Raw genomic sequence first — 12,112 nt, 5'->3', positions numbered from 1 at the left:
GGGGGTCGATGACACGAAATTCTCCGGTCGCCCTTACTCGGCGGCGGGCCGGCTCACCAGCTGCCGCTCGCCGAGCCGCGCCACGGTGGCGGAGCGGTTCGAGTTGGCGGCCGGCTTGCGGCCGTCATTGGCGGCGATGAACTGCGCGATGCGCGGCGCGATCTCCTTGCGGAAGCGCGAGCCGTTGAAGACGCCGTAGTGTCCCACCTTGGGCTGGCACCAGTGCACGCGCATGGCCTCGGGGATGTTGGGGCACAGGCGGTGGGCGGCCTCGGTCTGGCCGACGCCGGAGATGTCGTCCTTCTCGCCCTCGACCGTCATCAGCGCCACGCGCCGGATGGCGGCGAGGTCGACGGGGAGGTCGCGATGCATCATCTCGCCCTTGGGCAGGCTGTGCTTCACGAACACGGTGTCGACGGTCTGCAGGTAGAACTCGGCCGTGAGGTCCATCACGGCGAGATATTCGTCGTAGAAGTCGCGGTGCTTCTCGGCCGAATCGCCGTCGCCCTCGATGAGATGCTTGAACATCTCGCCATGGGCCTCGAGATGGCGGTCGATGTTCATCGCCATGAAGCCGGCGAGCTGAAGGAAGCCCGGATAGACCGACCGCATGAAGCCGGGGTTCGGGAACGGCACCTTGACGATGCAGTGCCGCTTGAACCAGTCGATGCCGCGCTTCTGCGCCAGCTGGTTCACCTGGGTGGGGCTGACGCGGGTGTCGATCGGGCCGCCCATCAGCGTCATGGAGCGCGGCGCGTGCGCGTCGTCCTCCGCCTCCATCCGCGCGATGGCGGCGATCACCGGCACGGAGGGCTGGCAGACCGCCATGACGTGCACGTCCGGCCCCAGCAGGTGCAGCATCTCGATGACGTAGTCGATGTAGTCGTCGAGATCGAACGTGCCCTCGGAGGTCGGAACGATTCGCGCGTCCACCCAGTCGGTGATGAACACCTCGTGCGAGGGCAGGAACGCCTCGACCGTGCCGCGCAGCAGCGTGGCGTAGTGGCCGGACATCGGCGCGACGATCAGCAGCTTGGGCTGGCGGGGCCGCAGCTCGCCCAGGGACCGGTCGAAATGAATCAGATTGCAGAACGGCTTGCGCCAGACGATGCGCTCGATCACGTCGACGCGCTCCCCGTCGACGAGGGTCGTAGGCAGGCCGAAGTCCGGCTTGCCGTAACGCCGGGTCGTGCGTTCGAACAGCTCGCAAGCCGCGGTCACGGACCGGGCGAGCGACGAATTCGACAGAGGGTTCAGCGGGTTGTCGTAAAAACCGCGGGTCGAGCCGGCCAGCGCGCGCGCCGGCCCCAGAAGGGTGTGAACGGCCTCGTACCACATGTAATAGGGGAGCTGCATATACGCGGTCTCCAGTGCCGATGCCGATGCTGCGCCGCAGAGAGCCTATCGCGCTGCAATGCAGGACCCTGACCTTAGCCGGTCACTCTTTCTAAACAATCAGCTGAAAGCCCAACAAATCCCAGACTTTCGACGTATGTTGCATTTCAGTAACATATAGGAACTTCGGTTGCAGTGCACAACGGGCGCGACGCGCCGTTTGTTCCCGAATCCGCTCTTCCCTGCATTTCCGGCTCCCGCTGGCCGGCGAGTGGCGGCGCGCTAGTTCCCGGTGAATGCCGGACACGGGCTCCATGGATTTCAGGCGAAGCGCGTCGCGGCTGCGGCTGCGGACGCTTGTGCGGCTGCGTTGGCTCGCCATCGCGGGCCAGACCATCGCACTGGTCGCCGTCAAATTCGGGCTCGGCTTCGACGTGCCGCTCGCCCCGTGCCTGGCTGTGGTGGCGGTCTCAGCGGGGGTGAACCTCTGGCTCACTCTTCGTTTCCCGGCCGCGCGGAGGCTCGACGAGAACGCGGCGACGGCGCTGCTGGCGTTCGACATCGTCGAGCTGGCGGGGCTGCTCTACCTCACCGGCGGGCTCGAGAACCCTTTCGCCATCCTGTTCCTGGCGCCCGTGATGGTCGCGGCCGCGTCGCTGCCGCCGGCGCGCACCTTCGCTCTGGGCGGACTCGTCATGGCGGCGGCGACGGTGCTCGTCGTGTTTCACCTCCCACTTCCCTGGGCGGAACGGGACACGATGACGCTCCCGCCTCTCTACCAGGCGGGGGTTTGGACCGCGCTCCTGCTGGCGCTCGCGTTCCTGGGCCTGTACGCGCGCCGGGTCGCCGAGGAGGCGCGGCAGCTGGTCCAGGGCCTCGCCGCGACGGAGTTGGTCCTGGCCCGCGAGCAGCATCTCTCGCAGCTGGACGGTCTGGCGGCGGCGGCCGCCCACGAACTCGGCACGCCGCTCGCCACCATCGCGCTGGTGGCGCGCGAACTGCGCAAGGCGGTTCCCGAAGACGGCCCGCTGGCCGAGGACGTCGCGCTGCTCGGCCAGCAGGCGGAGCGCTGCCGCGACATCCTGCTCAAGCTGACCTCGATGGACGACGAGGAGCAGGGCCCGCTCGACCGGTTGCCCCTCGGCGTGCTGATCGAGGAGGTGGCGGGGCCGCGCCGGGCGTTCCGCGCGGTGGAGTCCCGGCTGGCCGGCGAGGGCCCGGAGCCGGTGTGCCGGCGCAATCCGGGGATGCTGTACGGCCTCGGCAATCTCGTCGAAAACGCGGTGGATTTCGCGCGGGAGACCGTGCGGATCGAGGCGCGGTGGGACGCCGGCTCCGTCACGGTGGCGATCGCCGATGACGGGCCGGGCTTCTCGGGCGACGTGCTGTCGCGGCTGGGAGAGCCCTATGTCACGACCCGCCGGGACGCCCGCGCGGGCGACGCGCGCGGCGGCCTCGGTCTAGGTCTGTTCATCGCCAAGACGCTGCTGGAGCGCACGGGCGCCACGCTCGACATGCGCAACGGCCCGGCGGGCGGCGCCACCGTGCGCGTGACGTGGCCGCGGGAGGCGTTCGAGCGCACTCCGCAAGACCACGGACCCGCGTCGGAGAGCGCTTTTCGGCTTTGAAAGTACGGAACGGCACCAAAATCGACGGAACTCGTGAACCCGACCGCCCCCTTGCGCGTAAGGGCCGGGGAGGTTGACATGCTCGACAGCGTCGCCACGGACCCGGCCCCGGCCGATCAGGCCGACGCCGACAAATCCTTGCTCATCGTCGACGACGATCGGCCCTTCCTCACCCGCCTCGCGCGCGCCATGGAGGCGCGGGGCTATCAGGTGACCACGGCGGAAACCGTCGAGGAGGGCCACGCCGCCATCCAGCGCGACCCTCCGCGTTTCGCCGTGATCGACCTGCGGCTCGCCGGCGGCAACGGGCTCGACGTGCTCTCCAATCTCCGTCGCGTCAGGGCCGATGCGCGCGGCGTCATCCTCACGGGCTACGGCAACATCGCCACGGCGGTGACGGCGGTGAAGCTCGGCGCGTTCGACTACCTGGCCAAGCCTGTCGACGCCGACGAGATCGACGCGGCGCTCAACTGCGCCACCGAGACCAGGGCCGCTCCGCCGGAGAACCCGATGTCGGCGGATCGCGTCCGCTGGGAGCACATCCAGCGCGTCTTCGAGCTGTGTGGCCGCAACGTGTCCGAGACGGCGCGCCGGCTCGCCATGCACCGCCGCACGCTGCAGCGAATCCTCGCCAAGCGCGCGCCCCGCTGAGGGCCGCCGCGCCTTGGGTCCGGCCGCGCCGCCATGCTAGACAGGCGCATCCGGAGGCGAGCCATGAACCCGATCTTTTCCGAGCTGCCCACGACCGTGTTCGAGGTCATGTCCCGGCTGGCCCGGGAGACGGGCGCCATCAATCTCGGCCAGGGCTTCCCGGACGATCCCGGCCCCGAGGACGTGCGCCGCAAGGCGGCCGAGGCGGTGGTTTCGGGCTGGAACCAGTATCCGCCGATGATGGGCGTGCCGGAACTGCGCCAGGCGGTGGCGGCCCATTACCGCCACCACCAGGGCGTCGGGCTGGACTGGGAGCGGGAGGTGATGATCACCTCCGGCGCCACGGAAGCGCTGGCCGGCGCGCTGATGGCGCTGATCGAGCCGGGCGACGAGGTCGTGCTGTTCCAGCCGCTCTACGACGCCTATCTGCCGCTCGTCCTGCGCGCCGGCGGCGTGCCCCGCTTCGTGCGGCTGGAGCCGCCGCACTGGCGCTTCGACGAGGACATGCTGGCGAAGGCGTTCTCGCCGAACACGAAGGTGGTGCTGTTCAACAACCCGCTGAACCCGGCGGGGACGGTTTACGGCCGCGCGGATCTCGAGCTGCTGGCGCGGTTCTGCGTGGCGCACGACGCGGTCGCGGTGTGCGACGAGGTGTGGGAGCACGTCGTGTTCGACGGCCTGTCCCACCTGCCGCTCATCGCCATGCCCGGCATGCGGGAGCGCACGGTGAAGATCGGGTCGGCGGGCAAGATCTTCTCGCTCACCGGCTGGAAGGTGGGCTTCGTCTGCGCCGCCCCGGAGATCCTGCGCGTGCTGGCCAAGGCGCATCAGTTCCTGACCTTCACGACGCCGCCCAATCTCCAGGTCGCGGTCGCCTACGGCCTCGGCAAGGACGACGCGTATTTCCGGGACATGCGCGACGGGCTGCAGCGCAGCCGCGACCGGTTCGCCTCCGGGCTGGCGGCGCGCGGCTTCTCCGTCCTGCCCTCCTACGGCACCTATTTCCTCAACGTCGACCTCGCCCCGCTCGGGGAGCGCGACGACGTGGCGTTCTGCGAGCGGCTGGTGCGCGAGTTCGGCGTGGCGGCGATCCCGGTCTCGGCGTTCTACGCGCGAGACGCCATCCGCAGCGTCGTCCGGTTCTGCTTCGCCAAGACCGACGCCGTGCTCGACGGCGCGCTGGCCCGGCTCGAAACGGCGGCGCGGCGCGCCGCCTGAACGGCGGGGGTCGGGCGGCGTCCCTGCCCGGCGCGCCAAGCCGTTGTCAACACCGGGGTTTCGGCCGAAAAACGGGCTCACCTTTTCGCGCCCGATGCACTAGCGTGCCGGTGTTCGCCAATCGCGCCCTCGGGCGCCGCCTGAAAGACCCGGAGTCCGACATGATTCGAGCCCTCGGCCGCGGCCTGTTGTACGCATCGCTCGCCCTCGCCCTGCCCGTGGCGACCGTGGCGCGCGCGCAGGACAAGGTCGTGAACGTCTACAACTGGTCCGACTATATCGACCCCACGGTGCTCGAGGACTTCACCAAGGAGACGGGCATCAAGGTCGTCTACGACACCTACGACAACAACGAGATCGTCGAGACCAAGCTGATGGCCGGCAAGTCGGGCTACGACGTCGTCGTCCCGTCGGGCGCGCCGCTGCAGCGCCTGATCGCGGCCGGCGTGCTGACCAAACTCGACAAGGCCAAGCTGCCCAACCTGAAGAACATGTGGCCGGAGATCACCGACCGGCTGAAGGCCTACGATCCCGGCAACGCCTACGCCGTCAACTACATGTGGGGCACCACCGGCATCGGCTACAACGTCAAGAAGGTGAAGGAGCGCCTGGGCGACAAGCCGATCGACAGCTGGGACATCGTCCTGAAGCCGGAGAACATCTCCAAGCTCAAGGACTGCGGCGTCATGGTGCTGGACGCGCCGGAGGACACGTTCGGCGGCGTGCTGCGCTGGCTCGGCCTCAACCCGGATTCGAAGAACCCGGCCGACTACCAGAAGGCGGCGGACGTGCTGATGAAGATCCGCGGCAACGTGCGCAAGTTCCACTCCTCGGAGTACATCAACGCGCTCGCCAACGGCGACATCTGCCTGGCGGTCGGCTATTCCGGCGACGTGCTGCAGGCCGGCAAGCGCGCCGACGAAGCCAAGAACGGCGTCGAGATCCAATACGCCATCCCGCGCGAGGGCGCGCTGATGTGGTTCGATTCGATGACGATTCCGGTCGACGCCCCGAACGCGGCCAACGCCTACGCCTTCATCGACTTCATGCTGCGGCCCGACATCGCCGCCCGCAACGTCAACTTCGTCAACTACGCCAGCGGAAACCTCGCCGCGAAGGGCGGCGTGAAGCCGGAAATCCTCAACAATCCCGGCATCTACCCGAACGCCGAGGTCCTCAAGCGGCTGTTCACGAACTCGTCCTGGGACGACAAGCTGCAGAAGCAGAACACCCGCCTGTGGACGCGCGTGAAGACCGGGAAATAATCGCCGCGGGGACCGCGCCACCGGCGCGGTCCCGTTCGCTCGGGCCGCCGCGCCGCCGGCGCTACAGGCCCTTGCACTGGCTGGCGATAGCGGCCTGGAAGTCCTGCACCTGGGTGTCCATGTCGCCGGAGAGCACGCGGCGCTCGGTGTCGGTCTTGCAGCGCCGGTAGGTCGCGCCGGCGCGCTTGGCGAACTCGACGTGCCGCCGCCAGATCTCGCAAAGCTCGCGCCGCGGCGCCTCCTGGGCGCGGGCCAGCCGGTCCTGGCCGAGCTTGGCCTCGCTGTCGAGCACCAGCAGGTCGCGCTTGCACTCCGGCGTCTGCACGGTGCCGGCCGAAGCGGCGGCGACACCGCCCAGCAGCGCCGCGACCACCGCCAGAACAGGCGGAACCGCGCCCCTCGTCATGCCGCCCCCGTCCTCCGGCCTCAGCCGAGATTGAGTTCCTTGAAGAAGTCGTTGCCCTTGTCGTCGACGACGATGAAGGCCGGAAAGTTCTCGACCTCGATGCGCCAGATCGCCTCCATGCCGAGTTCCGGGTATTCCAGCACCTCGACCTTGCGGATGCAATCCTGCGCCAGCCGCGCGGCGGGGCCGCCGATCGAACCCAGGTAGAAGCCGCCGTGCCGGGCGCACGCCTCGCGCACCTCCTTCGAGCGGTTGCCCTTGGCCAGCATCACCATCGAGCCGCCGGCCGCCTGGAACTGATCGACGAAGGAGTCCATGCGGCCCGCCGTGGTCGGCCCGAACGAGCCGGAGGCGTAGCCGGCCGGCGTCTTGGCCGGCCCGGCGTAGTAGACCGGGTGGTTGCGGAAATACTCCGGCATGGGCTCGCCGCGCTCCAGCCGTTCGCGAATCTTGGCGTGCGCGAGGTCGCGGGCGACGATCATCGGGCCGGTCAGCGACAGGCGCGTGCGGATCGGATGGCGCGTGAGCTCGGCGAGGATGTCCTTCATCGGCCGGGTGAGGTCGATCTGCACGACGTCGCCGCCGAGATGCGTGTCCTCGACCTCGGGCAGGTACTTGGCGGGGTTGTGCTCCAGCTGCTCGAGGAAGACGCCGTCGCGAGTGATCTTGGCCAGCGTCTGGCGGTCGGCCGAGCAAGACACGCCGAGGCCGATCGGCAGCGACGCGCCGTGGCGCGGCAGGCGGATGACGCGCACGTCATGGCAGAAATACTTGCCGCCGAACTGCGCGCCGACGCCGAGGCTCTGGGTCAGCTTGTGAACCTCGGCCTCCATCTCCAGGTCGCGGAACGCGTGGCCGGCCTCCGAGCCTTGCGTCGGCAGTCCGTCCAGGTAGCGGGTCGAGGCGAGCTTGACCGTCTTCATCACCAGCTCGGCCGAGGTGCCGCCGATGACGATGGCGAGATGGTAGGGCGGGCACGCCGCGGTACCGAGCGTGAGGATCTTCTCCTTCAGGAACGCCATCATGCGGTCCCGGGTCAGCAGGGAGGGCGTCGCCTGGAACAGGAAGGTCTTGTTGGCGGAGCCGCCGCCCTTGGCGACGAACAGGAACTTGTAGGCGTCGTCGCCCTCCGCGTAGAGGTTGATCTCGGCCGGAAGGTTGTTCTTCGTGTTCCGCTCCTCGAACATCGACAGCGGAGCGAGCTGCGAATAGCGCAGGTTCTTCTCGAAATAGGCGTCGCGGATTCCGTCCGAAATCGCGTCCTCGTCCGTCCCGTCGGTCCAGACGAGGCGGCCCTTCTTGCCCATCACGATGGCGGTGCCGGTGTCCTGGCACATGGGCAGGACGCCGCCCGCGGCGATGTTGGCGTTCTTCAGCAGGTCGTAGGCGACGAACTTGTCGTTCGAGGTGGCCTCCGGGTCGTCGAGGATGCTGGCGAGCTGGGCCAGGTGCCCTGGCCGCAACAGGTGGTTGATGTCGATGAAGGCCTGCTTGGCGAGGCCGCGCAGCGCCTCGGGGGCCACGGTCACCAGCTCGCGCCCGGCGACGCTCTCCACCCCGACGCCGGGCAGGTCGAGCTTGCGGTACGGAGTCGTGTCCTCGGCAAGGGGGAAGAGCGTGTTGTGCGCGCTGGCCATTCTGCGTCTCGCTTGTGCCGGAAATCCGACCGCGCTTCTAGGCCGATCGGGCGCGCTTTCCAAGTCGTCGAAGTGCTGAGGCGCGCCGGCGCGCGTTGACACCGGGCCTCGGCGTCCGTGAGATGGCGGCAGCCCACGTTAGCGGACCGCCATGCCCCACGCCCCGACCTTTCCATTCCCGCTTCTCGTCGGCGATATCGGCGGCACCAATGCGCGCTTCGCCATGGTGGACGCGCCCGGCGTGCGGCTGCGCGTGCTGACGCGCGCGCACACGGCCGACTATGCCGGCGTGGCCGAGGCGATGCTGGCGGCCACGGCGCATGAGTCGGTCCGTCCCCGCTCCGCCATCCTGTGCGGGGCCGGGCCTGTCGACGGCCGCACGCTGACGCTCACCAACGCGCCCTGGACGATCGATGGACCCGCCCTCGTCGCCGCGGGCGTGGTGGCGGAGGGTCTGCTGCTGAACGATTTCGAGGCGCAGGCCCTGGCGCTGCCGGCCATTCCCGACGCCTATCTCCAGCGCATCGGGCCGGACCTGCCTTCGCACGGCCCGCTCGTCGTGCTCGGCCCGGGGACGGGCCTCGGCATCGGCGCGCTGCTCCATGTCGACGACCGCTTCGTGCCGGTGCCGAGCGAGGCCTGCCATATCGGCTTCGGTCCGGACGGGGCGGACGAGGAACGCTGGTGGCCGCACCTGGAGCGCGCCCGGGGGCGCATCACCACCGAGGCGGTGATGTCGGGTCCCGGGCTCGTGCGTGTCCACAAGGCGCGGGCGGCGGCGGACGGCCGGCCCACGCCCGCGCTCGACGGGCCGGGCATCGTCGCGCGCGCGCTCGCCGATCGCGGCGGCGAGGAGGCGCGCACCTGCCGGGCCTTCCTGCGGCTCGTGGCGCGTTTCGCCGGCGACATCGGCATCACCTTCGTCGCCACCGGCGGGGTCACGCTGGCCGGCGGCATCCTGCCGCGCATGCGCGAGCTGATCGACCCGGTCGAGTTCCGCCGCGTCTTCGAGGATAAGGCCCCGGTCGACGGGCTCGCGCGGCGCATCGGCACGCGGCTCGTGGTGGAGCCGGAGGCGGTTCTCGAGGGGCTGGCGGCGATCGGCGCGACGCCGGGACGCTACGTGCTGGAGTACGGCGAGCGGCTCTGGTCGGCCTAGCGGAAATTCAGGCGGCCTGCGACCCGGGAGCCTGGGTCAGCACGGAGTAGAGGGCGGCGGCGTCGCGGGCGGCGCGCAATTTTTGGGTGACGGTCTGGTCGCGCAGAGCGCGGGCGACCCGCGCCAGCGCCTTGAGATGGTCGGCTCCGGCCGATTCCGGCGCGATCAGCACGAAGACGAGATCCACCGGCTCGCCGTCCAGCGCCTCGAAGTCGATTGGCCGGTCGAGCCGCCCGAAGACGCCGAACAGCTTCTCGACCCTGGCGAGCTTGCCGTGCGGGATCGCGATGCCCTGGCCGATGCCGGTCGAGCCGAGGCGCTCGCGCTGCAACAGCGTCTCGAAGATTTCACGCTCCGGCAGCCCGGAAAGCTCGGCCGCCTTGGCGGCCATTTCCTGGAGGGCCTGCTTCTTGCTGCTGGCCCTGAGCGAAGGCACCACCGCTTCGGGGGTGAGGAAGTCCGTGAGAGGCATATGTCGTCTTCGCCTTCGCCCGCTGCGCGCCACGCCTGGCCCTGCACGAAGCGGGCCAGGTCACCTGCGAGCCGATGTCACTGGAATGCTTTACTGGCCGTCACCGGGCGCGAGCGCCGGGGGATCGATCCAGCCGATATTTCCGTCGCTGCGGCGATACACCATGTTCACCCGCTCCGAACCGGCGTGACGAAATACGACAACCGGCGCTCCCGTCAAGTCGAGATCCATCACGGCCTCGCTGACCGACAACGTCCGCATGCTCTTCTTGGTTTCTGCGATGACGAGGGGGTGGAACTCGCCGTCGATCTCCTCGTCGGCCTCGTCGGGCGCCTGGATCACATAGGCCGGAACCTCGACGGTGCGCTGCACGCCGTTGACCGGCGAGCGCCCCTTCAACCGCTGCTTGTAGCGGCGCAGGCGGCTTTCCAGGCGTTCGGACGCGCGGTCCGCACTGAGATAGGGGTCGTGCGCGGTCGAATCGACCTGCAGGGTGACGCCCGAGGCGAGGTGCAGGGCGCAATCGGTGCGGAAGGCCGTCCCGTCGCGCTCCACGGTCACGTGACCCTGGAAGCCCCCGTCGAAGAACTTTCGGACGGCCCCGGACACCCGATCCACGATCTGCTGGCGCAAGGCTTCGCCGATGTCGAGATTCTTGCCCGAGACACGCAGTGCCATGATCAGCTCCGGCTCTGACGACCTGCTCTTTCGTCGGGCGCGATCGCCCGGGCGCCGACGCCCGGCAGGCCTCGTCCAAGAGGTAAGGACGGCCCGATCCGAAGTCAACTTGGGGTGATTTCAGACGCCCTGCTCGGCGGTCTCCCGCATCGCCATCTTCTCGCGGCGGCGCTCCACCGACGAGGGAATCCGCAGGCCTTCCCGGTACTTGGCGACGGTGCGCCGGGCGATGTCGATGCCCGAGTCGCGCAGCTTCTGGACGATGGCGTCGTCGGACAGCACGTCCGCCGGGTTCTCCGCGTCGATCATCTGCCTGATCCGGTGGCGGACGGCTTCCGCCGAATGCGTGTCGCCGCCCTTCGTGCCGGCGATCGCGGCGGTGAAGAAGTACTTCATCTCGAACACGCCGCGCGGCGTGGCGATGTACTTGTTGGAGGTCACCCGCGACACCGTGGATTCATGCATCGCGATCCCGTCGGCGACGGTGCGCAGGTTCAACGGGCGCAGGTGCTCGACGCCGTGCGCCAGGAAGGCGTCCTGCTGGCGCACGATCTCGGTCGCCACCTTGAGGATGGTGCGGGCGCGCTGCTCCAGGCTGCGTGTCAGCCAGTTGGCCGTCTGCAGGCAATCGGTGAGGTAGGCCTTCTCGGGTTCGCCGCGCACCGCCTTCGACACGGTCGCGAGGTAGCTCTGGTTGACGAGCACGCGCGGAAGCACGTCGCTGTTGAGCTCGACCGCCCAGCCGCCGTCCGCGCCGCGCCGCACATAGACGTCCGGCACCACGGGCTGGATCGGCCCGCCGCCGAAGCGCAGGCCGGGCTTGGGATCGAGCCGGCGCAGCTCCGACACCATGTCCTTGAGGTCTTCGTCGTCGACCCCGCAGATCTTCTTCAGGGCGGCGAAGTCGCGCTTCGCCAGCAGGTCCAGGCGGCCGAGCAGCGCCGCCATCGCCGGGTCGTGGCGATCGGCCTCGACGAGCTGGATGCGCAGGCATTCGGCGAGGTTGCGCGCCCCGATGCCGGCCGGCTCGAAACCGTGGATGATGGCGAGCGTCCGCTCGACGCGCTCAAGCGGCACGCCGAGCCGTTCGGCGACTTCGGCCAGCGGCTCGGTGATGTAGCCGGCCTCGTCGATGAGGTCGATCAGCGTCCGGCCGATCAGCAGGTCGACGGGGTCGCGCGTCGCCAGAGCGAGCTGGTCGCCCAGCATGTCCTGCATCGAGGGCTGCGCGGCGACATAGGCCTCCAGGCTCGACGGCTCGTCGCCGCCGCCGCCCGGGCCGACGCCCGACCAGGCACCCGCCGAGAGGCCGAGGCCGTCCGGCTCGGGCGCGCTCTCGGCGCGCGACACCGGCGTCTCGTCGGGAAATTCGTTACCGAGGTCGACGTCGGCGCCCCGGTCGATCTCGCCGCGCTCCGGCGCGATCTCGCCGGGGTCGCCCGCCTCGGCGGCCTCGGGGACGGCGTCGGTCTCTCCCTCGGGGCGCTCCGCGTCGTCGCGCTCCAGCAGCGGATTGCGCTCGAGTTCGGCTTCCACGTAGTTGGACAGTTCGAGGCTGGAGAACTGCAGCAGCTTGATCGCCTGCAGCAGCTGCGGCGTCATCACCAGGGACTGGCCCTGACGGATCTCGAGCCGCTGCGAAAATCTCATTCCAACCGCATCC

The 12,112-nt window shown here is 69.4% G+C and carries 11 protein-coding genes; 5 read left to right on the top strand and 6 right to left on the bottom strand.

What is annotated here, in order from left to right; translation table 11 throughout:
- Positions 1 to 33: 33 nt before the first annotated feature.
- Positions 34 to 1,356: a polyhydroxyalkanoate depolymerase gene (locus NK718_RS09960; protein ID WP_254741213.1), complete on the bottom strand. Its 1,323-nt coding sequence runs from the start codon at positions 1,354 to 1,356 to the stop codon at positions 34 to 36.
- A gap of 293 nt (positions 1,357 to 1,649) precedes the next feature.
- Here NK718_RS09960 and NK718_RS09955 point away from each other — a divergent pair, with 293 nt between their 5' ends.
- The 4 genes from NK718_RS09955 to NK718_RS09940 all read left to right on the top strand — a co-directional run bounded on the left by NK718_RS09955 (position 1,650) and on the right by NK718_RS09940 (position 6,097).
- Positions 1,650 to 2,963: an ActS/PrrB/RegB family redox-sensitive histidine kinase gene (locus tag NK718_RS09955; protein WP_254741211.1), complete on the top strand. Its 1,314-nt coding sequence runs from the start codon at positions 1,650 to 1,652 to the stop codon at positions 2,961 to 2,963.
- A 78-nt stretch (positions 2,964 to 3,041) separates the two neighbouring features.
- Positions 3,042 to 3,614, top strand: coding sequence for an ActR/PrrA/RegA family redox response regulator transcription factor (locus NK718_RS09950; RefSeq protein WP_254741209.1), 573 nt, complete (start codon positions 3,042 to 3,044; stop codon positions 3,612 to 3,614).
- 63 nt (positions 3,615 to 3,677) lie between these two features.
- On the top strand, positions 3,678 to 4,832 hold the full coding sequence (locus NK718_RS09945; RefSeq protein ID WP_254741207.1) for an aminotransferase: 1,155 nt from the start codon (positions 3,678 to 3,680) through the stop codon (positions 4,830 to 4,832).
- A gap of 161 nt (positions 4,833 to 4,993) precedes the next feature.
- Positions 4,994 to 6,097 (top strand): polyamine ABC transporter substrate-binding protein, encoded by a 1,104-nt coding sequence (locus NK718_RS09940; RefSeq protein WP_254741205.1) that lies wholly within the window; start codon positions 4,994 to 4,996, stop codon positions 6,095 to 6,097.
- Between the two features lie 61 nt (positions 6,098 to 6,158).
- Here NK718_RS09940 and NK718_RS09935 read toward each other — a convergent pair whose 3' ends face one another.
- Positions 6,159 to 6,503 (bottom strand): hypothetical protein, encoded by a 345-nt coding sequence (locus NK718_RS09935; protein ID WP_254741203.1) that lies wholly within the window; start codon positions 6,501 to 6,503, stop codon positions 6,159 to 6,161.
- Between the two features lie 20 nt (positions 6,504 to 6,523).
- Positions 6,524 to 8,140, bottom strand: coding sequence for a fumarate hydratase (locus NK718_RS09930; protein WP_254741200.1), 1,617 nt, complete (start codon positions 8,138 to 8,140; stop codon positions 6,524 to 6,526).
- Positions 8,141 to 8,291: 151 nt separating this feature from the next.
- Here NK718_RS09930 and NK718_RS09925 point away from each other — a divergent pair, with 151 nt between their 5' ends.
- Entirely contained in the window at positions 8,292 to 9,299 is a 1,008-nt protein-coding gene (locus NK718_RS09925; RefSeq protein WP_254741197.1) for a glucokinase, read from the top strand.
- 7 nt (positions 9,300 to 9,306) lie between these two features.
- On the opposite strand, the gene ptsN is transcribed toward NK718_RS09925, so the two are convergent.
- The 3 genes from ptsN to rpoN form a co-directional block, all read right to left on the bottom strand.
- Positions 9,307 to 9,771, bottom strand: coding sequence for a PTS IIA-like nitrogen regulatory protein PtsN (gene ptsN / locus NK718_RS09920; RefSeq protein ID WP_254741194.1), 465 nt, complete (start codon positions 9,769 to 9,771; stop codon positions 9,307 to 9,309).
- A 90-nt stretch (positions 9,772 to 9,861) separates the two neighbouring features.
- Complete coding sequence (gene hpf, locus NK718_RS09915) at positions 9,862 to 10,449, bottom strand: ribosome hibernation-promoting factor, HPF/YfiA family (RefSeq protein ID WP_254741191.1); 588 nt, start codon at positions 10,447 to 10,449, stop codon at positions 9,862 to 9,864.
- Between the two features lie 120 nt (positions 10,450 to 10,569).
- A complete protein-coding gene (gene rpoN / locus NK718_RS09910; RefSeq protein WP_254741188.1) occupies positions 10,570 to 12,099 on the bottom strand; it encodes an RNA polymerase factor sigma-54 in 1,530 nt (509 codons plus the stop codon).
- Positions 12,100 to 12,112: the final 13 nt, after the last annotated feature.

Origin of the sequence: Alsobacter ponti (assembly GCF_024294805.1) — a bacterium.
GTDB lineage: Bacteria > Pseudomonadota > Alphaproteobacteria > Rhizobiales > Beijerinckiaceae > Alsobacter > Alsobacter ponti.
This window is presented reverse-complemented; position numbering and strand designations above follow the sequence as displayed.

Excerpts from the sequence above, each read along its gene's own strand:
- NK718_RS09960 (WP_254741213.1), bottom strand. The coding sequence starts at position 1,356 with ATGCAGCTCCCCTATTACATGTGGTACGAGGCCGTTCACACCCTTCTG.
- ptsN (WP_254741194.1), bottom strand. The coding sequence starts at position 9,771 with ATGCCTCTCACGGACTTCCTCACCCCCGAAGCGGTGGTGCCTTCGCTC.
- NK718_RS09925 (WP_254741197.1), top strand. The coding sequence starts at position 8,292 with ATGCCCCACGCCCCGACCTTTCCATTCCCGCTTCTCGTCGGCGATATC.
- NK718_RS09930 (WP_254741200.1), bottom strand. The coding sequence starts at position 8,140 with ATGGCCAGCGCGCACAACACGCTCTTCCCCCTTGCCGAGGACACGACT.
- NK718_RS09950 (WP_254741209.1), top strand. The coding sequence starts at position 3,042 with ATGCTCGACAGCGTCGCCACGGACCCGGCCCCGGCCGATCAGGCCGAC.
- rpoN (WP_254741188.1), bottom strand. The coding sequence starts at position 12,099 with ATGAGATTTTCGCAGCGGCTCGAGATCCGTCAGGGCCAGTCCCTGGTG.
- NK718_RS09945 (WP_254741207.1), top strand. The coding sequence starts at position 3,678 with ATGAACCCGATCTTTTCCGAGCTGCCCACGACCGTGTTCGAGGTCATG.
- NK718_RS09940 (WP_254741205.1), top strand. The coding sequence starts at position 4,994 with ATGATTCGAGCCCTCGGCCGCGGCCTGTTGTACGCATCGCTCGCCCTC.
- hpf (WP_254741191.1), bottom strand. The coding sequence starts at position 10,449 with ATGGCACTGCGTGTCTCGGGCAAGAATCTCGACATCGGCGAAGCCTTG.
- NK718_RS09955 (WP_254741211.1), top strand. The coding sequence starts at position 1,650 with ATGGATTTCAGGCGAAGCGCGTCGCGGCTGCGGCTGCGGACGCTTGTG.
- NK718_RS09935 (WP_254741203.1), bottom strand. The coding sequence starts at position 6,503 with ATGACGAGGGGCGCGGTTCCGCCTGTTCTGGCGGTGGTCGCGGCGCTG.